The 25,144-nt window shown below is 36.5% G+C and carries 26 protein-coding genes; 4 read left to right on the top strand and 22 right to left on the bottom strand.

The features are described 5' to 3' along the window. Positions 1-4 precede the first annotated feature (4 nt). The 18 genes from OD803_RS13140 to OD803_RS13225 form a co-directional block, all read right to left on the bottom strand. Positions 5-2,080 carry an alpha-ketoacid dehydrogenase subunit alpha/beta gene (locus OD803_RS13140; protein ID WP_262733780.1) on the bottom strand — a complete coding sequence of 692 codons (2,076 nt, stop codon included), beginning with the start codon at positions 2,078-2,080 and terminating at the stop codon, positions 5-7. 112 nt (positions 2,081-2,192) lie between these two features. Further along, the gene (locus OD803_RS13145) at positions 2,193-3,260 is read right to left on the bottom strand and encodes a branched-chain amino acid aminotransferase (RefSeq protein ID WP_129761038.1); all 1,068 of its coding nucleotides are present in this window, start codon (positions 3,258-3,260) and stop codon (positions 2,193-2,195) included. Between the two features lie 49 nt (positions 3,261-3,309). Next, on the bottom strand, positions 3,310-4,590 hold the full coding sequence (locus tag OD803_RS13150) for a dihydrolipoamide acetyltransferase family protein (RefSeq protein ID WP_442899864.1): 1,281 nt from the start codon (positions 4,588-4,590) through the stop codon (positions 3,310-3,312). A gap of 206 nt (positions 4,591-4,796) precedes the next feature. Then, positions 4,797-5,393: an acyltransferase gene (locus tag OD803_RS13155; protein ID WP_262733783.1), complete on the bottom strand. Its 597-nt coding sequence runs from the start codon at positions 5,391-5,393 to the stop codon at positions 4,797-4,799. Next, positions 5,393-6,145, bottom strand: coding sequence for an enoyl-CoA hydratase/isomerase family protein (locus OD803_RS13160; RefSeq protein WP_262733784.1), 753 nt, complete (start codon positions 6,143-6,145; stop codon positions 5,393-5,395). The genes OD803_RS13155 and OD803_RS13160 overlap by 1 nt, the downstream gene beginning before the upstream one ends. A 93-nt stretch (positions 6,146-6,238) precedes the next feature. Further along, on the bottom strand, positions 6,239-8,776 hold the full coding sequence (gene paaZ, locus OD803_RS13165; protein ID WP_262733785.1) for a phenylacetic acid degradation bifunctional protein PaaZ: 2,538 nt from the start codon (positions 8,774-8,776) through the stop codon (positions 6,239-6,241). A 213-nt stretch (positions 8,777-8,989) separates the two neighbouring features. Further along, entirely contained in the window at positions 8,990-10,201 is a 1,212-nt protein-coding gene (gene pcaF, locus OD803_RS13170; RefSeq protein WP_262733787.1) for a 3-oxoadipyl-CoA thiolase, read from the bottom strand. 25 nt (positions 10,202-10,226) lie between these two features. Then, the gene (locus tag OD803_RS13175; protein ID WP_262733788.1) at positions 10,227-10,616 is read right to left on the bottom strand and encodes a four helix bundle protein; all 390 of its coding nucleotides are present in this window, start codon (positions 10,614-10,616) and stop codon (positions 10,227-10,229) included. Between the two features lie 26 nt (positions 10,617-10,642). Then, positions 10,643-11,047 carry a PaaI family thioesterase gene (locus OD803_RS13180; RefSeq protein WP_131508958.1) on the bottom strand — a complete coding sequence of 135 codons (405 nt, stop codon included), beginning with the start codon at positions 11,045-11,047 and terminating at the stop codon, positions 10,643-10,645. Further along, positions 11,047-12,201 (bottom strand): 3-hydroxyacyl-CoA dehydrogenase NAD-binding domain-containing protein, encoded by a 1,155-nt coding sequence (locus tag OD803_RS13185; protein ID WP_262733790.1) that lies wholly within the window; start codon positions 12,199-12,201, stop codon positions 11,047-11,049. Before OD803_RS13185 ends, OD803_RS13180 begins: the two co-directional genes overlap by 1 nt. A gap of 74 nt (positions 12,202-12,275) precedes the next feature. Continuing rightward, positions 12,276-12,641 (bottom strand): four helix bundle protein, encoded by a 366-nt coding sequence (locus tag OD803_RS13190; protein WP_262733791.1) that lies wholly within the window; start codon positions 12,639-12,641, stop codon positions 12,276-12,278. Between the two features lie 46 nt (positions 12,642-12,687). Beyond that, positions 12,688-13,467 carry an enoyl-CoA hydratase-related protein gene (locus tag OD803_RS13195; protein ID WP_262733793.1) on the bottom strand — a complete coding sequence of 260 codons (780 nt, stop codon included), beginning with the start codon at positions 13,465-13,467 and terminating at the stop codon, positions 12,688-12,690. A 46-nt stretch (positions 13,468-13,513) separates the two neighbouring features. Beyond that, complete coding sequence (paaD, locus tag OD803_RS13200) at positions 13,514-14,014, bottom strand: 1,2-phenylacetyl-CoA epoxidase subunit PaaD (RefSeq protein WP_262733794.1); 501 nt, start codon at positions 14,012-14,014, stop codon at positions 13,514-13,516. A 108-nt stretch (positions 14,015-14,122) separates the two neighbouring features. Then, positions 14,123-14,878: a 1,2-phenylacetyl-CoA epoxidase subunit PaaC gene (gene paaC / locus OD803_RS13205; protein ID WP_262733795.1), complete on the bottom strand. Its 756-nt coding sequence runs from the start codon at positions 14,876-14,878 to the stop codon at positions 14,123-14,125. A gap of 123 nt (positions 14,879-15,001) precedes the next feature. Continuing rightward, positions 15,002-15,292, bottom strand: coding sequence for a 1,2-phenylacetyl-CoA epoxidase subunit PaaB (gene paaB / locus OD803_RS13210; protein ID WP_076620128.1), 291 nt, complete (start codon positions 15,290-15,292; stop codon positions 15,002-15,004). Between the two features lie 76 nt (positions 15,293-15,368). Then, entirely contained in the window at positions 15,369-16,325 is a 957-nt protein-coding gene (gene paaA / locus OD803_RS13215; RefSeq protein ID WP_262733796.1) for a 1,2-phenylacetyl-CoA epoxidase subunit PaaA, read from the bottom strand. A 71-nt stretch (positions 16,326-16,396) separates the two neighbouring features. Beyond that, on the bottom strand, positions 16,397-17,470 hold the full coding sequence (gene paaE / locus OD803_RS13220; protein WP_262733798.1) for a 1,2-phenylacetyl-CoA epoxidase subunit PaaE: 1,074 nt from the start codon (positions 17,468-17,470) through the stop codon (positions 16,397-16,399). 151 nt (positions 17,471-17,621) lie between these two features. Beyond that, positions 17,622-18,200: a TetR/AcrR family transcriptional regulator gene (locus OD803_RS13225; RefSeq protein ID WP_262733800.1), complete on the bottom strand. Its 579-nt coding sequence runs from the start codon at positions 18,198-18,200 to the stop codon at positions 17,622-17,624. Between the two features lie 47 nt (positions 18,201-18,247). Between OD803_RS13225 and OD803_RS13230 the strand changes: the two genes are divergently transcribed. Further along, the gene (locus OD803_RS13230) at positions 18,248-18,553 is read left to right on the top strand and encodes a rhodanese-like domain-containing protein (RefSeq protein ID WP_131508951.1); all 306 of its coding nucleotides are present in this window, start codon (positions 18,248-18,250) and stop codon (positions 18,551-18,553) included. Here the strand turns inward: OD803_RS13230 and OD803_RS13235 are convergent. From OD803_RS13235 to gldB, 3 genes are all read right to left on the bottom strand, one after another. Further along, a complete protein-coding gene (locus OD803_RS13235; protein WP_262733802.1) occupies positions 18,548-19,162 on the bottom strand; it encodes a DUF4230 domain-containing protein in 615 nt (204 codons plus the stop codon). The two genes, OD803_RS13230 and OD803_RS13235, sit on opposite strands and share 6 nt — an antisense overlap. Before the next feature lie 143 nt (positions 19,163-19,305). Then, a complete protein-coding gene (gldC, locus tag OD803_RS13240) occupies positions 19,306-19,641 on the bottom strand; it encodes a gliding motility protein GldC (RefSeq protein ID WP_134200941.1) in 336 nt (111 codons plus the stop codon). Further along, positions 19,641-20,600 (bottom strand): gliding motility lipoprotein GldB, encoded by a 960-nt coding sequence (gene gldB / locus OD803_RS13245; protein WP_262733804.1) that lies wholly within the window; start codon positions 20,598-20,600, stop codon positions 19,641-19,643. Before gldB ends, gldC begins: the two co-directional genes overlap by 1 nt. A gap of 92 nt (positions 20,601-20,692) precedes the next feature. On the opposite strand from gldB, the gene nadE reads away from it, so the two are divergent. Both nadE and OD803_RS13255 read left to right on the top strand, forming a co-directional pair. Then, positions 20,693-21,481, top strand: coding sequence for an NAD(+) synthase (gene nadE, locus OD803_RS13250; protein WP_262733806.1), 789 nt, complete (start codon positions 20,693-20,695; stop codon positions 21,479-21,481). A 125-nt stretch (positions 21,482-21,606) separates the two neighbouring features. Continuing rightward, the gene (locus tag OD803_RS13255) at positions 21,607-22,236 is read left to right on the top strand and encodes a response regulator (protein WP_262733807.1); all 630 of its coding nucleotides are present in this window, start codon (positions 21,607-21,609) and stop codon (positions 22,234-22,236) included. Here the strand turns inward: OD803_RS13255 and dnaG are convergent. Further along, positions 22,233-24,203, bottom strand: a complete 1,971-nt coding sequence (dnaG, locus tag OD803_RS13260) for a DNA primase (RefSeq protein ID WP_134200935.1) — start codon at positions 24,201-24,203, stop codon at positions 22,233-22,235. The two genes, OD803_RS13255 and dnaG, sit on opposite strands and share 4 nt — an antisense overlap. A gap of 161 nt (positions 24,204-24,364) precedes the next feature. On the opposite strand from dnaG, the gene OD803_RS13265 reads away from it, so the two are divergent. Then, positions 24,365-24,946, top strand: a complete 582-nt coding sequence (locus OD803_RS13265) for a hypothetical protein (RefSeq protein ID WP_262733808.1) — start codon at positions 24,365-24,367, stop codon at positions 24,944-24,946. Positions 24,947-25,144 lie beyond the last annotated feature (198 nt).

Here is a 25,144-nt window from a genome sequence, read left to right on the forward strand (position 1 = left end):
TTATTTAATATTTCAATAACACTTCTATTTTAACTTTCACCTTTTCAGTTGAAGGAATCATGGTTTGTTCTAATGTCGAATTCAATGGAATCGCAGGCATATTTTCACTACCAATCGTCATTACTGGTGCATCTAAATATTTAAAGCATTCTTCCTGAATTTTCCCAGATAATGCTCTTGCAAAACTGTTGTTACTTGGCTCTTCAGTTACCACTAAACACTTACCTGTTTTCTTAACCGATTTCATTATAGTTTCTTCATCTAGAGGATACAATGTTCTTAAATCGATAACTTCTATTTGATCTTTTAAACCCAATTCTTCCGAAGCATTCATTGCCCAATGCACACCCATTCCGTAGGTTACAATGGTACACGTTTCTACATCGTCTTGCTTCCAAATTTCTTGTAACACCCAAGCTTTCCCAAAAGGCAATACGTAATCTTCAGCAGGTTCTACAGAGGTTGCACCTTGTGTTCCTGGTACTTTAGACCAGTACAAACCTTTATGCTCAAAAATAACTACTGGATTTGGGTCGTGATATGCGGCTTTTATTAAACCTTTTAAATCAGCGCCATTACTTGGGTAAGCAATTTTTACACCTCTAATGTTAGTGACTACACTTTCTACAGAAGATGAATGGTATGGTCCACCACTACCATAAGCACCAATTGGCACACGCAAAATCATACTTACAGGCCATTTTCCGTTACTTAAATAACAGCTACGACTCACTTCGGTAAATAATTGGTTGAGTCCTGGCCAAATATAATCAGCAAACTGAACCTCAACAATTGGTTTTAAGCCTACCGCACTCATCCCAACCGTAGAACCCACGATAAAAGCTTCTTGGATTGGTGTATTAAAAACGCGGTCGTCACCAAATTTCTGTGCTAATGTTGCCGCTTCTCTAAATACACCACCAAGTCGGCCACCAACATCTTGTCCATAAAGCAAACATTCTGGATGCTTGCGCATTAATTCTTCAACAGCGAATAAAGCACAATCTACCATTACTACTTTTTCTGCACCTTCTGGTGAACGCTCACCTTTTTCTTCGGTAATTGGTGTTGGTGCAAAATCGTGCATAAATAAATCTTCTGGTGTTGGATCTTCAGCTTTCAAGGCTTTTTGAAAATCATTCTCAACCAACGTTTTTATTTCCGCTTCAATAGAATCAATATCTTTTTGAGTAAAACCATTATCTAACATTTGCTGTTTTAAAACAGGATACGGATCACGAGATTTTGCTTCTTCCAAATCATCTCGATACCATTCCATACGTACACCAGATGTATGATGATTCAATAACGGTACTTTAGCGTGCACCAAAAATGGTCGACGCTCTTCTCGTATGGTTTTTATAACTTTTTCTAATGCTTCGTAGCTTTCAATAAAGTTAGCACCATCAATAGAAATGGCTTCTAATCCGTGAAAACCTTTTGCATATTCTGCAGCATTTTGAGCTCTGGTTTCGGCTTCATTGGCTGAAATATCCCAACCATTGTCTTGCACCAAATATAGAATAGGCATTTGCTTTAAAGCTGCCATTTGAAAGGCTTCTGCAATTTCACCTTCGGTAACTGATGCATCACCTAAACTACAAACCGTGATAGGGTTCAGTTTAGATTCTTCGCTATCGCTCTGAATGACATTAGGATTCGTTAAATCTTGCTTTTCTATATATTGCATTCCCATCGCGACACCAGTTGCAGGAATGGCTTGCATACCTGTTGCTGATGATTGATGTGGAATTTTAGGCTTATCGGCATCTTTTAAACTTGGATGCGAATAATAGGTTCTTCCACCAGAAAATGGATCGTCTTTTTTAGCTAACACCTGAAGCATTAAATCATAAGGCGTCATACCAAAAGCTAACAACATTGCATCATCTCTATAATACGGAAATGCATAATCTTGAGGTAACAATTGCATTCCTAAAGCTGTCTGAATGGCTTCGTGACCACGTGATGTGGCGTGCACGTATTTTGAAACTACTTTGAAGTTGGCTTCATACAATTCTGCCATTGTTTTGGCGGTTACTAAATTGGTAAATCCTTTTTTTAATATGTCTTTATTCATTGTTTTCTGAACTTATTTCTGCGTTAGGGATTGCAGCGGCATCCTTTTTTGCCATTAAAAGCAAAAAAGATATAGCGTAAAGCCCGACCCTTGTGGTAACGCCCAAATTATTTTAAGCTAGCTCTTCTTCAACCTTTATCATCCAGTTGAATTTATCTTCAATTTTTCCTGTTTTTATGGCATTTAACGTATCATTAACCTCTAATCCTACCGGACTTTCGTCAGAGACGTGAATGTCACCATTTTCTGTGCCAATACTCTGAATGTAAGCAATACCAACGGCTGTTCCGGTTCCGAAAGCTTCCTCCAAAAGGCCTTTTTCTGATGCTTCTCGGATTTCGGTAAGCGTGATTGGACGCTCAATAACTTCAAAACCTTTATCTTTTAAAATATCGATAACACTCATTCTGGTAATGCCATCGAGAATGGCACCATCGCGACGTGGTGTGATGAATTTTCCATCGATTTTGAAGAAAATATTCATTGTTCCCACCTCTTGAATGTACTCGTGCTCAACAGCATCTAACCACAATACTTGATCGTAGCCTTTTGCTTTTGCCAATTCCGTTGGACGAATTGCTGCTGCATAATTTCCAGCTGCTTTTGCTTCGCCTGTACCACCATCTACGGCACGAACGAATTTCTTTTCTGCCCACAATTTTATACGCTTGCTGAAAAACGGTCCTGCTGGCGATGCCATAATGATAAACTTGTAACTTGTGGCTGCACGCATACCGATAAAGGCTTCATCGGCATACATAAATGGACGCAAATATAATGCACTACCGTCTTGTGGCGGAATCCACGCTTTGTCCATAGCTACAAGCTGTTTTAAACCTTCTACAAACAACTCTTCTGGAACATTTGGCATTCCCATTCGGTCTGCACTAAAGTTTAAACGCGCTGCATTTTTATCGGCACGGAATAGCATTGGTGTTCCGTCTTCATCTACATTAGCTTTCATGCCTTCGAAAATGGCTTGTCCGTAATGCAACGCCATTGCTGCTGGATGCGTTGGAATTAAAGCTAAAGGTTCTATTCTTGGGTTTTGCCATTCACCATCTTTATAATCGCAGATAAACATATGATCTGTGAAAGAGGTTCCTAATGGTATGTTGTTGAAGTCGATGGTATCGACTTTTGATTTTTCTATTTTTTTGATTGCTATGTTGTAAGACATAATTTTTATAAATGATGAAATCCTGAATCAATTTCAGAATGACAGTTAACTATATTTTTCTATTCGTATCAAATTGCTCTAAATAATCGGCAACTCTTCGCACAAAGCTTCCACCTAGGAAACCATCAACGACACGATGATCGAAAGACAGTGATAAGTACATCATACTTCTAATAGCGATTTCATCGCCTTTTTCAGTTTCGATGACTTCGGCTCGTTTTTTTATGATTCCTAATGCTAAAATGGCAACTTCTGGTTGGTTGATTATTGGTGTTCCCATAACGCTTCCAAACGTCCCAACGTTAGAAATAGTGAACGTGCTGCCTTTGATATCGTCGCCACTCAACTTGTTTTCTCTTGCTTTGCCTGCTAGCTCGTTTACGTTTTCTGCTAACTCTTTTAAGTCTTTAGTGTCAGCATTTTTCACCACTGGCACAATTAAATTTCCACTTGGTAATGCTGTTGCCATACCAATATTAATATCTTCTTTTACGATGATATTACTGCCATCTACCGAAGCATTGATGTTTGGAAAATCCATGACCGCTTTAGCTACTGCTTCTACAAACAATGGTGTGAACGTTAGTTTTTCACCATATTTTTCCTGAAAAGCAACTTTATTCTCATTTCGCCAATTTACCATATTGGTTAAGTCGGCTTCAACATAAGCTGTTACATGAGGCGACGTATGCTTGGAATACACCATATGATCTGCAATCATTTGACGCATACGATCCATTTCTACAATCTTTCCTTTGCCTTTATCAAACGTTAGTTGCGGAATGCGATAAGCCGTTGGATCTTGAACCACTGGCTGCGCAAACTTATAAGGTCTGCCATCTTCGATATAATTGAATACATCGCTTTTTCTTAATCGTCCTTCGTTTCCGGTTGCTGGGATTCTTGCTAATTCTTCAAAACTAATGTGATGCTCTTTGGCTATGGAAATGATTAGTGGTGAGAAGAACTTTGAATTCGAAGTTGAAGCTGAAGTTGAAACCGAATGAGATTCCTTGTTAATACTAGATGCTATTGAAGGACTCTTTTTGGTCTTCGTTTTTGATGTCTCGACTGCGCTCGACGTGACATCATTTTTCGATTTCGGTTTCGATTTCGATTTTTCTATTTCTAGAAGAGCGATAACCTCACCAACTTTTACCACATCTTTTGCTTGGTATTTGGTTTCTAGCAACGTTCCTGCTGCTGGTGCAGGCACTTCGTTATCCACCTTATCTGTGGCTACTTCTAATATGATATCGCCTTCATCAAAAGAATCACCTTCATTGATTAACCAATTAATAATGGTTCCTTCTGTGATGCTCTCGCCCATTTTGGGCATTTTTAGTTCAAATTTAGACATAGTCTTTATCTTCAATTTAGATTCCACATCAAGTGCGGAATGACTAAACGCATTAACTAGCGTTTGTTAGTTTTTATTTCTTACGCGTTAGCGATTGAAACGGCATCCTTTTTTGCTATTAATAGCAAAAAAGATATAGTGTAAAGCGCGACCCTTGTGGTAACGCCCAAATTATTTTACTTTTTCATAAAATCCCTCAAAGTGTCATAAGCACCTTCTTGGATTTTCATATTTTCAGGAACTTCGCTTAATGGCTCAACGGCTTTTAGACTGTTGTGACAATCTTGTGGCAACTGCTGATATAACTGCGTTCCTTTAGTTTTCCAAGCAATCATCTCGTCGCTTACCTGCTTGATGACTTTTGCTGGATTACCAACCACCAAACTACGTGGTGGAATTTTAGTTTCGGCCTTAACAAATGCCATGGCACCAACGATACTTTCATCTCCAATTTCGGCATCATCCATAATTACGGTATTCATACCAATGAGGCAATTACGACCCAAATTGGCTCCGTGAATGATAGCTCCATGACCAACGTGCGCACTTTCTTTTAGGGTAATAGATTTACCTGGAAACATATGCACTGTACAGTTTTCCTGCACGTTAACACCATCCTCTAAAATGATTTGTCCCCAATCTCCACGAATGGCTGCACCTGGACCAATGTAACAGTTTTTGCCAATGATGACATTACCTGTGACTGCTGCCAATGGGTGCACAAAACTACTTTCGTGTACGACTGGTGTGTATCCTTGGAATGCGTAAATCACTATTTAAATCTTTTTAATGTTTCTTTTGTAAAATCACTTAACACCAAACGACCACTAATGGTTGCTCTTTCGGCTAAAAGCGTGTCCCAATCTTCGGTTCCTTGCCAGAAGATTTTCTTCATTTCTTTCATTGCTTCTGGATTGTAGTTGCAAAGATTTTCGGCAAAGGTTTTTACGGCTTCGTCTAATGCTTCTGTAGTATCAAACACTTGTGTAAATAAGCCTTTTTGTTTTGCCCATTCTGCTGGATAAAAGGTATTGGCATCAATGGCGATTTGTGACATTCCGCTTAATCCTAACTTGCGCTCTACGGCTGGACCTACCACAAACGGACCGATACCAACGTTTAGCTCACTTAATTTAATAGCTGCGAACTTAGTTGCCATACAATAATCGGTTGCAGATGCTACTCCTACTCCACCACCAACGGTTTTTCCTTGCACGCGACCAATGATAAATTTTGGACATTTTCGCATCGCATTAATCACGTTAGCAAATCCTGAAAAGAAGACTTTCCCTGTGGCTTCATCATTGATATTGATAAGCTCGTTAAAACTTGCTCCTGCACAAAACGTTCTGTCGCCTCCACTTTTTAAGACGATAACTTTAATGTCGTCATTATTGCCAGCATCGGTGATAGTCTGTGCTAGTTCAGCCAGAATATTTCCTGGTAATGAATTATGCGCAGGATGAAAAAATTCGATGTATCCTACTTGGTTTTCTATTTCTAACTTAACATAAGGGTCACTCATATTTTTTATTTTATTGTCATTCCTGCGTAGGCGGGAATTTATTTTTAATTATTGCTTTATTATGGATTCCGCATCAAGTGCGGAATGACAAGATTATATTAATCCAAATTGTTCAAAATGATGATTTAAATGTTTTCTTTCGAGTAAGTAAGATTCGTAACGATTCAACTCGCCAAATACTAAATTCTTCAATTTAGCATCTGGATTTTCCTTGAAAAACTCGATATATTTTTTACGTTGTTCTTTAAACTTCTCAATCGATGTTTCTAAATCTTGATATTTTAAATCGTCTAGCGTGTCTTTTTCTAACTGTGGAAATTGAGAGTTTTGTGGAAACTTTCTATAGTTATACAAACTTGCGTGCACCTTGTCTAAAATCTTTTCTGGTGTGGCAATTTCAAAATCTTGAATTTCGCCAGACGCAATTTTATAAGTGTATTCTAAATGCTCAATCATATGTTGAGGCGTCATAATTCCCCATTTTGGTTTAGCGTCTGCTTTTAACTTTGATAAGCATTCATTGATTTTCCCTTCGGTCATTTCAACAAATGTTTCTTGCTTTTTCTGAACCATTGTTAAGATGGTAGCCACGGCAACCAACGGACTGTCTTTGTCTGTTTTTTGACTTTCTGGACGGTTTTCAAAATTAGCATCAAAAACCTCAACGTGCCATTTTACAATACCACTTGGATGCTCGGTTGATGAGACATCTCTATCCACTTTTTCCTTACAAGTTAAACGCACATAAATAGTATCGTTGTGATATAACGGTCTTAAAAATCGGATAGAATCCAAACCGTAATTTGCCGCAACAGGTCCTTTATTTGGATACACAAATAAACCAGCCGCTGCCGAAATTATAAAATAACCGTGCGCTGTTCGCTTTTCGAAAATACTTCCATCTAAAGAGGTAATATCTGTGTGTGCATAGAAATGATCCCAAGTTAAATTGGCAAAATTTTGAATATCAGTATCCGTAAGTGTACGCTTGTGCGTTTTTAAAGACATTCCTGGTTGAATATCTTCCCAATGGTACTTAAACGGATGATCTTCAGCCTCCTTATATTTTGCATTTTGCTGATAAATGCCTGTGATTTCAGTAATGGTTGATGGTGTTCCTTGAATGGCTGTTCGTTGCAAATAGTGTTTAATACCACGCATTCCACCCATTTCTTCGCCACCACCAGCACGTCCTGGACCTCCGTGAACCAAGTAAGGCAATGGCGAACCGTGACCTGTACTTTGTTTTGCCATTTCTCGATTAATGACCAATATTCTTCCGTGATGACTTGCTGCATTTACAACATAATCAGTTGCAATGTTATCATCGTAAGTTGCAATAGAAGACACTAACGAGCCTTTACCCATTTGCGCTAATTGCACAGCTTCGTCCATTGACTTGTAAGGCATAATGGTACTTACAGGTCCAAAAGCTTCAAGCTCGTGTACAACATTATTCTGAAAAGGATTATCAGTTCTAAACACCACTGGACTGATGAATGCACCTTTATTAGCATCCGCACCAATGGTTTCAATCTTATCTAAATTACCATAAACCATTTCAGCTTCTTTGCTGATATCTGCAATAGAACTTTTAACAGCTTCAACTTGCTGTTTACTTACCAATGAGCCCATTCTTACTTCCTTAAGTCTTGGGTCTCCAATGGTTACTTTATCGAGCTCTTTTGCTAATGCGATTTGAACATCTTCAACTAAATTTTCAGGAACAATAATGCGTCGGATGGCTGTACATTTTTGTCCGGCTTTTACGGTCATTTCTTTTCGAACTTCTTTAACAAACAAGTCGAATTCTGGTGTTCCCGGAACTGCATCTTCGCCTAAAATAGATGCATTAAGCGAATCTGCCTCCATAGTAAAAGGCACAGATTCTTCAATTAATCTTGGGTGTGCTTTTAATAATCGACCAGTTGCTGCCGAACCTGTAAAAGTCACGACATCTTGAGATTCAACAGTATCTAATACAGTTTTTACGGTTCCGTTTATGATTTGAAGTGCGCCTTCTGGTAAAATACCTGAATTGATAATTTCTCTCGCTACAGCTTCAGCTAAATAAGCCGATGATGGCGCAGGTAAAACCACTGCTGGCACACCTGCCATCCAGTTGACAGCACACTTTTCTAACATTCCCCAAACCGGGAAATTAAAAGCATTAATATGTACGGCAACACCTTTTTTTGGCACCATAATATGATGTGCCATAAAGCGTCCTCCACGAGATAAATCGATTGGATCGCCTTCTACGTGAAACGGTTTATTTGGAAACAATTTTCGTAATGATGCATTGGCAAACAGATTACCAAAACCACCTTCTATATCTATCCAACTATCTACACGAGTTGCGCCAGTTCTATAACTTAAATCGTAAAATTGTTCTTTGCGTTTTGTAAGGTAAAGTGCCAACTTTTTAAGCATATTACCTCGTTCTTGAAAGGTCATTTTACGAAGTACTTCGCCTCCTTTTATGCGTCCGTAGTTAAGGACTTCAGGAATATCTAATCCTTCAACAGCCCAATTTGTAAAATGTTCGCCTGTAATGGCATCGTAAATTGGTGTTCCTTCCTCTTTTCCTGTAGTCCATTGTCCTTGGACGTAGTGTTGAATTTTGTTCATCTTACTTTATACTTTATTCTGGATTCCTACTTTACTCATCGATTCTTAATTCACTTAATTAAATTCGTGAATCTTCGATTTCGCGGGAATGACAAATCATTTATTAATCACTGACCATCTCTGGTTGGTGCGTTAGCGATTGAGGCTTTGTTGAAGCTCCTCGCAGAGAGCGACTGCCGAAAGCGCGACCCTTGTGGTAACGCCCAAATTATTTTAAATATTCACATTTTCGATCACAGCTGCATAGCCTTGACCTACGCCAATACACATCGTTACCAATGCGTAGCGCTTGTTTTGCTCTTTGAGCTCTAAAGCCGCTGAATAGGCAATTCTGGTACCTGTAACGCCAAGCGGATGGCCTATTGCGATAGAGCCTCCATTTGGGTTGATTCTTGGGTCATTGTCTGCCAATCCCCAAGCTCTGGTGCACGCCAATGCTTGTGCTGCAAAGGCTTCGTTGAGCTCTATGATGTCGATATCGTCCATTGTTAATCCGGCTTTTGCCAAAGCTTTGTTGGACGCCTCAACTGGACCAATGCCCATAATTCGCGGCTCTACACCTACGACAGCGGAACTCACGATGCGCGCTAAAGGCTTTAGATTGTATTTTTTCACAGCCTCTTCACTAGCGATAATGGTTGCTGCTGCTCCGTCGTTTAAACCTGATGCGTTTCCTGCGGTCACGCTTCCACCTTCTTTTTTAAAGGCTGGTCGTAATTTGGCTAAAATCTCTTTTGACGTTGTTGGTTTTACAAATTCGTCTTTTGCAAAAACAATTGGGTCTTTTTTGCGTTGAGGAATTTCGACAGGTAAAATTTCTTTTTCTAATCGTCCGTTTTCTTGTGCTTGTGATGCTTTCATCTGACTCCAGTATGCGAATGCATCTTGGTCTTCTCGTGAAATGTTATATTTCTCGACAAGATTTTCTGCTGTCATTCCCATTCCGTCTGTGCCATACATTTCGTGCATTTTTGGGTTTACAAACCTCCATCCGAATGTAGAATCGTAAAGTTTTGAATCGCCTCCAAAAGCGCTTGATGGTTTTGCCATAACGTATGGTCCGCGTGTCATATTCTCAACACCTCCAGAAATGAATACATCGCCATCGCCTGCTTTTATCGCTCTGTTGGCGTGAATAATTGCTGACAAACCTGAACTACACAGTCTGTTTACGGTTTCTCCTGGAACTGTAAATGGTAATCCTGCTAAAAGTGATGCCATTCTAGCGACATTACGATTGTCTTCTCCTGCTTGGTTAGCACAACCAAGAATAACATCGTCGTATGCTTCTTTTGGAATGTTTGGGTTTCGTTTTACAATTTCTTTAATTACTAAAGCTGCTAAATCGTCTGTACGTACAGCCGATAATGTGCCTTTGTAATTTCCTATTGGTGTTCTTATGCCGTCTATTATGTATGCTTCCATTCTTAAGGAATTAGTTAAATAGGTATTAGGGATTAGTTTTATTTCTTTCTGTAATTGTTCGTCTTAATGAAGACATCATTTTTGTTAATTCTGATAATTGCTCTCGATTTTGCTCATCTTGTTGAAAATCGATATAATTTCTTCTTCTTGCTTTTGTACTACAACTCACACATTCATTAGCGCTATGTATTGCGTGATTAATGTGCTTTATAAATTGAGCATCTGAACCTGGATAACCTTCAGCTATATTTAATGCTACTGAATCAGCTGCTCTTCTAAATTGAGATGATAACGCATAGAGTTCGTGATTAGGAAATTGCCTCACTTGACGATCAACACTTTCGCCAAAATCCATTGCTTTTTGGTAAATCTTCAAGTCCTCAAACTTAAAATGATATTTACTTTTATCACTCATTCCTACTTCCTAATCTCTAATGTCTTTTATTCCCAATCTTTTTGAGTGCGATAAACAACACCTTTAAAAAGTGCTACCAGTTCATCTCCTCGTTTTACTTCTACGATATTAAACCCGAGTCTGTTTTTTACGTTTTCTATCACAGATTCAGCGACTAAATAATCTCCTTCATTTAATGCTTCAATATGATTGATACTAGTTTCTATGGACACAGCAAATTTTCCGTGTGTATTTGCCGCAAAACCAAAAGCGGTATCTGCCAATGCATAACTGATTCCTCCATGTGCTTTTCCCATACTATTAAGCATTTCCTTGCGAACCGTCATTGCCACGCGACAACGACCGATTTCGCATTCTAAAATTTCGATGCCTAGCCAACTGCTAAATGCATCTTGACTTAACATTTTATGTGGAATTTGTTCTCCTTGCATTAAAAGAATGTTTTATTTTCTTTATTCATTTTACGCAACAACGGACTGCAACGGTAACGGTCTTCGTGGTACTCGTTGTACAATTCATCTAGTTTGGTTACACACCAATCAATGCCTTTTTCATCTGCCCAAGCTAATAATCCTTTTGGGTAATTAACCCCTTTGGTCATAGCGTTGTCTATATCTTCTGCTGATGCGATGTTTAAAAACAAGGCGTCTGCTGCTTCGTTGATTAACATTACTAAAACACGGTCGAAAATGGTTTGTGATAATTCGCTATCTTGTTTTGGCTCTTGCTTTACAGCTCCTTCAGAATAATCATAATATCCTTTTCCAGATTTTCTTCCAAAATAACCTGCTTCACTTAAACGTTTTTGTGTGAAACTTGGCTTGTATCTTGGATCGAAATAAAAGGCTGTAAATACGGTTTCTGTGACTGTGTAATTAACGTCGTTACCAATGAAATCCATTAATTCGAATGGTCCCATTCTGAAACCTCCCAATGTTTTTAAACTATAGTCGATGGTTTCAAAATCAGCAATGCCTTCTTCATAAATTCTTAACGCTTCTCCGTAAAATGGTCGCGCTACGCGGTTTACGATAAAACCTGGTGTATCCTTGGCAACAGCTACTGTTTTCTTCCAACTTTTTATAGTTTCAACGGATTTGTCTAAAACCGCTTTTGAGGTTTGCACTGCTGGAATGACCTCAACCAATTTCATTAATGGTGCTGGGTTGAAAAAGTGAATACCAATGCAACGCTCCGGCTTTTGCAATGATGATGCTATGGATGCTATAGATAAACTCGATGTGTTTGATGCTATAATACAATCATCCGCAACATAGCTTTCCAATTCAGAAAAGACTTTCTTCTTGATATCGATATTTTCAACGATAGCTTCAATCGTAAGATTTGAATCTGCTAACGCTTTTAGGCTATCTACATACCTGATATTTGACTGAATTCTGTTTTTTTCTTCAGCATCTATTCGACCTTTTTCAATGAGTCTATTTAATATTTTTTCAAGACTTGCTTTAGCTTTATCTAAAGCCTCTTGGTTGGTATCGTATAATTTTACGGAACAACCTGCAGTTGCCGCTACTTGAGCAATACCGCTTCCCATTGTTCCTGAACCGATGATTCCTACATTCATAATTAATATCGAATATTGAATGTTAAATACAGAATTTAGAAGTGTTGAATTTCTATTATCTGATAAACATCCATCTATTTATTTTTATTTTGCGATGTTCGAATACTCGATACAAAAATCGCAATGAGTTCATTATTTTCTTTTAAAAGTTGTTCTAACTTTTGTAAATCTGAAATCAGGTTTGCACCTTTTTGAATTTTTAAATTCACTAAAGATTCTCTCAATTCTTTCAAACATATTTTCATCTTATGAAGAAAATCTCGAGAAGATTCTGCGCTTTGTGCTTCGCCATAATTAAGTGCTGAAGCCGTTGCCGAACGAATTAACTGTTTCGACAAATGTTGTGATGCAAAATTACCATCAATCTTTCCACATATAATAATAACATCAACCGAAAACTGAATTAATCTTTCTTCTATGTCATATTTATAATTTTTCATAAATACTTCTTTATTCAACATTCTTCGGTTAACTATTCGTTATTCTTTATTTTCCTTTAAAAGTTGGTTTACGTTTTTCTACAAAAGCTGAAACGCCTTCTTCGTAATCTTTAGTTTGAGCTGCTTCTATTTGTAATTTTGATTCTAATGCTAACTGCTCTTCTAAATTATTGGTTAAAGATTGATTAAACGCTTCCTTAATTTTCCCTAAAGCTAATGTTGGCATATTAGCGAGTTTCAAGGCTAATTTATTTACTTCTTCTTCGAAACTTTCTAATGGCAACACTTTGTAAATCATTCCCATTTTTTCGGCTTCATCGGCAGACACTTTATCACCTAACATCGCTAATGCTGATGCTTTTTGAAAACCTATTAAGCGAGGTAAAAAGAACGTTCCTGCGCTATCAGGAATCAACCCTATTAAGCTAAACGCTTGAATGAAACTTACTTTTTCGTGAGCCACAACAATATCACAAGCCAATGCAATGTTAGCTCCTGCTCCTGCTGCCACACCATTTACCGCACCAATGATTGGTTTTTTAATATTTCTAATTCTTGTGATGATTGGATTGTAATGCTCTTCTAGAATTTTCTTGAATCCTGGGTTTAGTTCCGGACTTGTTACTTCTTTTAAGTCTTGACCTGCGCAAAATGCTTTTCCGTTTCCGGTTAGCACGATTGCTCTTACTTCAGAATTACTTTCGCAATCGTCAAAAACTTGCTGTAGGTTTAATGCCATTTCACGATTGAAGCTGTTAAAAACTTCTGGTCGGTTTAGTGTGATGTAGGCTATGTTGTTTTCTATTTTAAGCTGAATGCTTTCCATATTTTTTCTTTTATTTTGGATTCCGCATCAAGTGCGGAATGACAAATCACTTCAAACATTTAAAATAATCAAATGGTTCTTGGCAGTCGTTGCACTGAAATTGCGCTTTACAAGCTGTTGAACCAAATTGACTTATCATTTTTGTATTTGTGCTTCCGCATTGCGGACATTTTACTAATTGTTTTCCTTCCAGCAACACGGACTTGTCAGCTTCTTCATCTAATGGTGCTGCGATACCATAATCTTCGAGTGCTTTTCTGCCTCTTGGTGTAATCCAATCGGTTGTCCAAGCTGGATGTAAAATCAAATCTACTTCAGCGGTATAACCTGCTTTTTGCATTGCGCGTTTGATATCGTCTCCGATAACATCCATAGCAGGACAGCCACTGTAAGTTGGTGTGATTTCGATTTTTACAATATCATTTTCGATAACAGCAGAACGCACAACACCCATATCCATAATGGATAATACTGGGATTTCTGGATCTGAAATAGACTCTAGAATCTTAATCAGCTTTTGGTCTATATGTTGATGTTCTGTTATCATATTGAGACCTCTCGACTGCGCTCGAGGTGACATACTATTTTAAATTCGAATTCAACTTCGTCTTCAGTTTCGATTTCGGTTTTAGATTCCTGCCTTCGCAGGAATTTGTTACCATTCCATATTTGGATAGGTACGTTGCATATATTGTAAATCGGCTAGCAAGTAACCCATATGTTCGGTATGAATGCCTTGCTTTCCTCCTTTTTGAAAATATTTGCTTTCTGGAACGCTTAACGTTGCTTCTTCTAAAACTGCATTTACTTCTTCGTAATAAGCATCTTTTAATTTAGTGACATCTACTCCAACGCCTTCAGCAACCATAGCTTTATCAGCTTCGGTTTGATGAAATAATTCATCGGTATACGTCCATAAATCATTTATTGCGGTTTGAATACGACTATGACTTTCTTCAGTACCATCTCCTAATCGCTTAATCCAATCGGATGAGAAACGCTTGTGGTAACTCACTTCTTTGATGGATTTTTTTGCAATTGCAGATAGATTTAAATCGGTACTTTTTTCTAATTCGGTTAGCATTAAAAAATGATATACATCGAATAAGAATTGTCTTGCCATTGTGTACCCGAAATCAGTATTTGGCTGTTCTACCAATAACACATTGAAGTATTCGCGTTCTTTACGAAGCATCGCGATATCATCTTCTGTTCTGCCGTCTCCAGCAATCTTCGCTGCATATTGATAATAACTACGCACTTGCCCTAATAAATCTAATGACATATTGGTGCACGCGATATCGGTTTCTAAACTTGGTCCGTGACCGCAAAGCTCTCCTAATCTCTGACCGAGAATTAGGCTGTTATCTGCGATTCCCAGGATGTAGTTGTATAAGTTTTCGTTTTTCATTTTTAATCAAATTGAGACCTTTCGACTGCGCTCAAGGTGACATTTAACATTAATAAAGAGATCCTGAAACAACACTTCGACTGTGCTCAGTGTGACAGTTCAGGATGACAAAGCCTTGCTTTGTTACATATGTTTTACGTCGTCTGGTAAATCATAAAATGTTGGATGACGATACACCTTGTCTTGTGCTGGTTCAAATAATTCGCCATTATGCTCTGGGTTTGATGCTGTAATATGCTTACTTTCTACAACCCAAATGCTTACACCTTCGTTACGTCTTGTGTAAACGTCTCTTGCATTTTCTAAAGCCATTTCTGCATCTGCTGCGTGAAGACTTCCGAAATGACGATGTTCTAATCCGTTTTTACTTCTTACGAAAACCTCCCAAAGTGGCCAGTTCTTTTTATTAGACATTAGATATTAGATGTTAGATGTTAGACTTTATCAGAGTACTTCTCTCATTTCTCATTTCTCGAGTCTAACCTTCTGATTATACTACTTGTTTGTTTTTTCTTTCTTGTTGTTTTTCAGCGTGAGCCATTGCTGCGTCTCTAACCCATTCGCCACGTTCCCAAGCGCCAACTCTTGCTTTCATTCTTGCTTTGTTCATTGGTCCGTGACCTTTTACTACTTGCCAGAATTCATCCCAATCAATTTCTCCAAAATCATAACTCTGACGTTCTTCGTTCCATTTTAAATCTGGGTCTGGAATTGTTAATCCTAAAATATCAGCTTGTGGCACGGTTTGGTCAATAAACTGCTGACGCAACTCGTCATTGGTTTTTCGCTTCAATTTCCATTTCATTGATTGTTCGGTGTGAACTGACATATCATCAGTTGGACCTAACATCATTAAACTTGGCCACCACCAACGGTTAAGTGCATCTTGAGCCATTTCTTTTTGTTCTGGTGTTCCATTACAAAGCTTTAGCATAATTTCGTAACCTTGACGCTGGTGAAAACTTTCTTCTTTACACACGCGCACCATAGCTCTTGCATAAGGTCCAAAAGACGTGCTACAAAGTGGCACTTGATTAATAATGGCTGCACCATCTACCAACCAACCGATAGCTCCCATATCTGCCCAAGTTACTGTTGGGTAATTGAATATGGAAGAATATTTTGCTTTACCCGAATGCAATTGCTCGTACAACTCGTCTCGCGAGATGCCTAATGTTTCGCAAGCACTATATAGGTATAATCCGTGACCAGCTTCGTCCTGCACTTTTGCCAATAAGGCTACTTTACGACGTAAGGATGGCGCACGAGTAATCCAGTTACCTTCTGGTAACATTCCTACAATTTCGGAATGTGCGTGCTGACTAATTTGCCTAATATGCGTTTGGCGATATTTTTCTGGCATCCAGTCTTTAGGTTCAATTTTTTCGTCGCGAGCGATACGCGCTTCAAATTGCTCTTCTAGGTTTTTTATTTGTTCTTCACTCATAATTTAGTATTTAGTGAATAGTTTTTAATGTTTAGTGGATTCCGCATCAAGTGCGGAATGACAAATTCTATTTATACGTCGAAATCGACCACCACTTTTTTAGTAGTTGGAACGGCTTGACAACTTAACACATAGTTTTGTGCGACTTCATCTTCTTCTAATGCGTAGTTGATTTTCATTTCAACTTCGCCTTCCATTACTTGGCACTTACAGGTACTACAAACGCCTCCTTTGCAAGCAAATGGCAAATCTGCTCCGGCTGTTAGTGCTCCATCTAAAATATTATCATCGTCTTGCTGCATTGTGAAACGGAATTCTTTTCCGCCATCAATAATAACAACTTCGACACCATCAATTTTTTGTTCTGATAAACGCTCAACACGTTTTTTATCTTCTTCGGTTAGGCCTTTTACAAATAATTCGAAATGAATTAAATCTTTTGGCAAACCGGCTTCAGCCAAATAATTACTCACGTAATTGACCATATCTTCTGGTCCACATAAAAACACTTCGCTTGTATCTGGAATATCAATGAATGTTTTGGTGAGCACTTTCATTTTTTCATCATCAAAACGACCATTGAACAACTCAATATCTCGTTTCTCTTTGGTTAAGAAATAATAGATTTCTAATCTTCCGAAATAAGTATTTCTCAATTGCTCTAACTCTTCCTTAAAGATAATGGATTTTGCTGTCCTATTGACATAAAACAACTTACAAGTTGCCTTTGGTTCTGCTGCCAAATGCGCTTTAATCATTGAAAGAATTGGCGTAATACCACTTCCTGCTGCAAAAAACAGATAGTTTTTAGCATTGTCTGCATTACAATCTACGCCAAATGTTCCGCTAGGTGCCATAACATCTAGCTCGTCTCCTGTTTTTAAAGTGCTATTTATATAGGTTGAGAACTTCCCTCCTGGAATTTCTTTGACTGCCACTTTCCATTCGTTATCAAATGGACTAGAACATAGCGAATATGAACGACGTACATCTTCGCCATTAATTAATGCCTTAAGCGTTAAATGTTGCCCTTGCGAGAATTTAAATTCGTCTTGCAATGCTTCAGGAATATCAAAAGTCACAACTGATGTATCTTTTGTTTCCTTGTAAATATCTTTTATTCTTAATTTATGAAAATCTGCCATAAGCCCCTTCTGTCCTTCGGACATCTTCCCAAAAAGGGAAGAATTTATTTTATCTTTAATTAAGGTCTGTTTTACACAATTACCCGAAAACGATTTCGAGTCTTGATCTTAAAACTAACACTTGTTAGTTTGCTTGACAAATTTACAAAAATTAATCGATTTTTTTGTTAATACCGTTAATTAACACTTCACTTAATTGTTGAGACAACTCTTCAGGGTTTAAGTCTTCTTTTTTAGGAATCCAGAGATATAAAGAGCGTAAGGTTGATAAAATTGAAAAGAGCATCACTTCAATATTACCATTTATGATCTCGTTATTTTTAACACCTTGTTGAAGAACATTTCTAAACTCATCTTCATAATTAGAACGTAGTTGCAAGTAATACTCCAACTTTTCTTCAAGATGCATCCAATCGTTATTAAGAGAAGCCATACCATAAGTGTTTTTAGACGTTATATTGACATGTAATTCTACAACATCTTTTAGCTTATCTATATTTGATTTGCTTGATTTTTGAATTTCCTGCAATCCAGAAGTAAACTCTTCGGCTAAAGAAATTATAATCTCCTTAAGAATTTCTTGTTTAGAGTTTATATGGTTGTAAAGACTCGCTGCTTTCATGCCCATTTCTGTAGCCAAATCTCGCATAGTAACAGCGCTGTATCCTTTTTCTTTAAATAGTTTAGCTGCAGTTTTTATGATTTCGTCTTTACGAGTTTCGTTTTTCAATTTCAAAAGTTAATATTTAACCGTAAATTTATACAAAAAGAAAAACTATGGGATTTTTGGATTTTATTTTTGGCGCAAAAAAAAGACAAGTTGACTTTTACATGAAGAATGGTGCCGAAATACTAGACGTGAGAACGCAACGTGAATGGGACAATGGTCATATTGAAGGCTCCAGACACATACCCTTAGACGACTTAAAAAATCATGTTGACGAATTAAAAGCATTAAACAAACCTCTTGTTGTTTGTTGCGAAAGTGGAGTTCGTTCTGCTAAGGCAGCAAAATTTTTAAACCTCAATAACATTGACGCTACAAATGGTGGTGGTTGGGTTTCTTTGAAAAGCAAGCTATAATTTAAGATTATTGAAGACTTCTAAACTTTCAATTGGCGTTTGATTGTACTCTAAAGTCCAACCTAAAGAGTTAGTTAAGATATAAAACTTTGAAAGTTCACTGAGCAATCTGTTTTGTGCATTAGATTTTAAATCGGAAGCTTCAATTTTCTTCATTAATTGATGTCTTACCGTTTTTTTGATTTCGTTATAGTCTTTTGCTTCAAATGGATTAAGGTAATCAGCTTGTATATCGTAGTATTCGAAATCTGGGTTAATTTTTATTTCTTCTTTTGGGATAGTTAATATTTGAAGTGTTTTTGTGGCTTCGTCAATATTATATTCAATTTTAGACAAGTCGTAAGCTATAGTTACATCAGCATTTACAACTACCAAAGCTTTTTTTTCAACCTCAATTAAATCGCCAAACATACGCTTGGAATTTTCATATGAGAAGACTTCGCTAAAATGACCTTCGGTCACCACCAGTTTACTGACGTTTTTTAACTGCTCTTGTATTAAAGCTGAATTTTCCTTTAGGATTATTTGCTCTTCTTTTTTATCACCACAATACTTAAAGGTAAAAAGAACAATAAGCGTGATTATGACTCCAAATAAAATTTTTCTCATACCTCTAAAATACAAAAAAGCACTGGTTGCTTCGACATTGAAGCCTAACCAATGCTTTAAATACCTTAATAGATTAATAGCATTACAAACATAACTATTAACTTATTTTCTTAAGTTATAAAAAGATTAAAGTAGTATTAAATTTACTTTTTAAGCTCTAGTTTTTCAGCAAAATAATCACAAAAATCTTTCATTGTAGCTGTCATTTTTTCATCTTGAGTTGCTCTATTAAAAGTATCACTCATAGCAACTAAGGTTTGATGAAAAAAGACTTTCATCTCATCAACAGGCATGTCTTTTGTCCACAAATCAATTCTTAGTGTTTCTTGAGCTTTACTATCCCAAACCGATAGCAACATTGCTTTTGCCTCTTCGTTTTCAACACCTCCATCCTTAGCAGTCCATCGTAGCGTTTCAGGAATGTGATTTTCGTCTAATTCAACACTTAACTCTATAGTTGATTTTTTATTTTCACTCATTATCTGTTCGGTTTATATTTTGCATTATTAAAAATTTCAACTGCATCTTTTTGCAGCATGTCCATGAAGTCATCTTCATTATTCTCCATGTAGGATTTTACAATTTGCCAACCTATATATTGCCCTAATTTACCAGGAGACTCAGTATCTAGTTCTAGATAAAACTTAGTAAAAGGCGCTGGAGCAGTAAATCTTGCAGGCAAGCTAGAATCGGTATTATACAATAATTCCTTTGAAATAAAATACCTCCAAATTTGGTCTTCATTAGAAATTGCCCACTCCAGTTGCTCTTGGGTGTAACCAATTTTTTCAGCATCAGTTTTAAACGGAATTATCTTATCCATAAAATACAATGCCTTACCAAAATAAATCATTTCGTCTAGTAAGGTTTTTCTTTGTGATTGATAAATATACCTTTCAGCATAAGCAGCAGCCAAATCTGGTGTGATTTGAGAAGGCTTCATGTTTTCTGAAATGTATTTTGGAATTCCACCATAAAATTCGTGGTCAGCTCCCAAATAAGTATCAAGAGCCACCAGAGCGATTGTATCAGTTACATACACTTTGTCTCTATATCTTACATAATCGGAAAAAGTCACCACTCTTGGTGCTGAAAATGTTTTGTCGTAATACTTTAAATGCTGAAATAGCTTTTTGATTTCGTGTTCCTGAGGCGCAAAATTATTGAACACTTTATCAATCTCAACAAACAACTGCTGTTGTAAAGTATCAGACATTCTTTGTGTTAAGACCGAATCGTTTTCGGTTTTTGAAAACATAAACGGGAAAGCCGCTTTTAACTTAGGTAAGTCTTCGGGTTTTGAACTAGCAAACGCTTTATCAAATCGCTCTACAACAACATCAATATCTATAGCAGCAATTTCTTTTTCAACTTTGCTTTCATCTGCACATGAAAACACTAATGCAAAACCCACAAAAAGTAAAATCAATTTCTTCATAAAAACTTAAACCTTGTTTATTTTTATTACTAATGCGATTAGTTTATTTTTGTTTGCAAAGGTACTATTCTTAGAATTAAATCGTATACAAAATGCAAACAGAAAAAGTTGTCACTCACATTGTAAATTGGTTAAAGGATTATGCAACAAACGCAAAAGTAAATGGATTTGTTGTAGGTGTTTCTGGCGGAATTGATTCTGCAGTAACTTCTACGCTATGCTCAAAAACAGGATTAGATGTTTTGTGTATAGAAATGCCTATTCACCAAGCGCAAAGCCATGTAACTCGCGCACAAGAACACATAGCACAACTAAAACAACGTTTTTCTAATGTAAAAGACACCAGAGTAGACCTTACTCCTGTATTTGAAGAGTTTAAAACCGAAGTTTCTCTTGAAGGCAAACAAGCTACAGTTGACATGGCATTAGCAAACACCAGAGCTCGTTTAAGAATGACTACCTTATATTACCATGCTGGACTTTTAGGACTTTTGGTTGCAGGAACTGGAAATAAAGTTGAAGATTTTGGTGTTGGCTTTTACACTAAGTATGGTGATGGAGGTGTTGATTTAAGCCCAATTGCTGATTTAATGAAATCGGAAGTTTATAAACTAGGGGAATTATTACAAGTACCTGAATCTATAATGAATGCAGCTCCTAGCGACGGACTTTTTGGTGATGCTAGAAGTGATGAAGATCAAATAGGAGCTTCTTATCCAGAACTAGAGTGGGCAATGCAAATGAAAGACGAAGGAAAAACAATTGCTGATTTTGAAGGTCGTGAGCAAAAAGTATTTGAAATATTTATGAGATTTAACTCTTCGAATATGCATAAAATGACACCGATTCCTGTTTGCGAAATTCCTAAAAATTTAAAATAATTTTTAATGATTTAACTCTAAAAATGTTAAAGTTGTTAATTTTTTCCTTATTTTTATATCATAAATCTCCCCTTATAGAGCTTAACCATCTTTAGTTCTAACGCGAATTTATAATTCAACTCATTATGATTAAGGTATTAGTTGTAGACAATCATCCTATTATTAGAACTGGCTTAAAATTACTTTTTGAGCACAGTCATGAGATTGATGTTATTGGTGGTGTTGGAAGTGGAATCGAGATTTTTGAATTTGTAAGACGCTATCCTGTTGACGTTATTATTTCAGAAATTGACCTTCCTGAGCTTAATGGTATAACTGCGTTACGCGCCATAAAAAAAGAGCATCAAAACCTTAAGGTAATAATGTACAGTCATCATCCTGAAGAAATTTACGCTATAAGCGTACTTAAAGCAGGCGCATCGGCTTATGTATCTAAAACAGTAGACACCGACACTCTTAAAGAAGCCATTATTAAAGTTCACCAAGGCGATATTTATCTTAGCAATAACATGTCTAAACATCTTACATTTGATGAGGCAAAAAAAACTACAAGTAGGCTCTATAAACGTTTATCTACAAGAGAAGTGGAAGTTTTAAAATTATTATCATCAGGTAAAAAGAATAAGGAAATTGCAATGGAGCTTGATATTAACGAAAAAACTGTTAGCACATACAAAGCTCGTCTTTTTAAAAAATTGAAAGTCACCAATCTTGTAGACCTGATTCATCAGGCAAAACATTTAGAGCTTACTTAAATTTTACCTCCTACTACTTTCCCAAGTTTTCTAGACAGTAACATTTTAAGTCCTAAATAATCCCTAACATCTTCTAAAACGCCTTTTACATTGACATCTTCTCGCAATGTATCGTTTTTATATTCAGCTACTTTTTTATCAATTAAATAACAACGTAAACTCAAAATGGTTTGACTCACCAATTGCGCTATAGTTTCATTTTTGTCTTTAGGCACAATATGGTTTCTTTCCCAATCATGAAGATTGTAACGCTCGTCGTTCATTAAAATAGTTGTGACTTCACTAGCCATATCCTGACTAAGTTTACTCACAAAATCGCGTGTTGAAAAGTCTTGGTTTTGATGTAAATTATCAATTAAAGTATAGTACAGACTTTTAAAGTTTGGGTTAGTAAACTGCATTTCGTCTTCCTGCAAATCGAGGTAAATTTTCTCAAATACTTTACTGGTATTAATTACAGGTTCTAGCTTTAACTCATTGGTATTTTCATCTTCCTTTAATACCAAATCTTCAAAATCTTCGGTTTCATTACCATACAAAAGTAGAATTTCAATAATCTTACGTTCTAGCTCATATTGAATATCAATTTTTTGTTTGGGTTGTTCTTGTCTTACAACTTCAAAAGCTTTTTGTTCCTTTTTGAAATCTTTATTGGCTTGCTGATGTTCTTTTTTACTTATTTGCGCCAAAGTACTAAACAGTACATTTTCGCTAATATCCATAATTCTAGAACACTCCTGGACATAAACTTCTCGCTTAATACTATCAGGAATTTTAGAAATACTATTTACAATATCTCTAATGGTTTCAGCTTTTTTTATTGGATCATTTTTAGCTTCTTCAACTAAAATAGAAGCTTTAAACTGAATGAAGTCTTTAGCATTTTCATTTAAAAACGTATTGAGCTCTTCATAAGTATTTTGCTTTGCAAAACTATCAGGATCTTCTCCATTAGGAAATGTGCAAACCCTTACATTCATTCCTTGTTCAAGGATTAAATCGATACCTCGAAGCGATGCTCTTATACCAGCTGCATCACCATCAAAAAGCACAGTTATGTTTTTGGTTAATCGGTTTATAAGCCTTATTTGCTCTGGTGTTAACGCAGTGCCAGAAGAAGCCACTACATTTTTTATTCCTGTTTGGTGAAATTGAATAACATCAGTGTAACCTTCAACCAAAAAGCAATTATCTTCTTTAGCAATACTTTGTTTTGCATGATACAAACCATACAACACTTTACTCTTATGATATATGGTACTCTCTGGCGAGTTTAGGTATTTTGCAGCTTTTTTATCGTTAGTGAGTATTCTACCTCCAAACCCTAAAACACGACCACTCATGCTATGTATAGGAAACATCACACGACCTTTAAAACGGTCAAAAGTTTTATTGTCCTTTACAATGGTAAGTCCTGTTTTTTCTAGGAATTCCATTTGATAGCCTTTTTTTACAGCTTCGTCAGTAAAGGCTTGCCAGTCATCTGGTGAGTATCCTAATTGAAACTTTTTAATGGTTTCGTTGGTAAATCCACGTTCTTTAAAATAGCTTAATCCAATGGCTTGACCTTGGTCTGTTTTAAACATGACTTTTTGAAAATAGTCATTTGCAAACTCGCTAACCAAATACATGCTTTCACGTTCGTTGGCTTCTTCTTTTTGCTCATTGGTTTGTTCAGTTTCTTCAACGTCAATATTATACTTTTTTGCTAAGTATTTTATAGCCTCAGGATAAGTGAAATGCTCGTGTTCCATCAAGAACGTTACCACATTACCTCCTTTACCACTACTAAAATCTTTCCAGATTTGTTTTACAGGAGACACCATAAAGCTAGGTGTACGCTCGTCACTAAAAGGACTCAACCCTTTAAAGTTAGTACCTGATTTTTTTAAGGTAACAAAATCGCCAATAACCTCCTCTACACGAGCGGTTTCAAAGACATGTTCTATGGTAGATTTTGATATCAACGTTGAAAAAAATTTGCAGACTGTAAATGTACTATAAAACTCCTTGTCTAAAAAATTTAAGCTGAGAGTAAAAACTTGACTTTATAAAATAAAAAACCGAACTTCGTTTAACAGTCAATATAAATTATTAAAACAATTCATATCTTTATTTTGCCAACAATATGAGAAAACACAGAAATAAAAACAAAAGAAGTCGATTTTCGATTTTATTTCCAATCCTTACAATACTCGGAATTGGAATTATTGCTGTGTTAACTTCTGGTTACGAAAAAAGCTGGACGTTTAATTGGAACGGAATTGAAAAAAATATCCAAGATTCAATTAGTGTTTATAAATATCAATCTATTTCGAGCGGAATTGGTGGAAATGGAAGAGCAATGCCTGAAGAAATTGAAAGCCGAAAATGGATTATGCAAAACGCAACTGAATCTGAACTTCTAAAACTAACGGAATTTCCAAACGGAAATATAAAAGCAATTGCTTACGAGGGATTATTAAGAAAAAAGAATTTCAAAAACAAAACTGAACTGATTTCAAATGCGATTAAAGACACGGTTTATTCTGTTTACTATCAATCTGGTTGTTTAGGAGATAAATTAGAAATTGGAGAATATTTAGTTCAAAATGTTTTAATGATTGACGACCGAATTCCACCTTTTAGACCTGAATTAATTGTTGATTTTGGACTCTCTAAAATGGAAAAACAAAAAATCCTAAATGAATTTCATAATCGGAAAAAATAAAATACTGTTGGCAACAATGTATAACCGCAATTACGGCGGATTCGACTACGTCCGAATCCACTCGGAATTGCTAACGTCAGTGCTTAACCGAAAATTATTAACTTTAATCCCGTAACTGACGGTTATACGTATTCCAAGGTAAAAAACAAGTTTTTTTTAGAAATTTACTGCTGCTATATTTACAAAGGGAGTACCTCT

The sequence above is a fragment of the Gaetbulibacter sp. NE genome (assembly GCF_025548475.1).
Taxonomy (GTDB): Bacteria; Bacteroidota; Bacteroidia; order Flavobacteriales; family Flavobacteriaceae; genus Gaetbulibacter_B; species Gaetbulibacter_B jejuensis.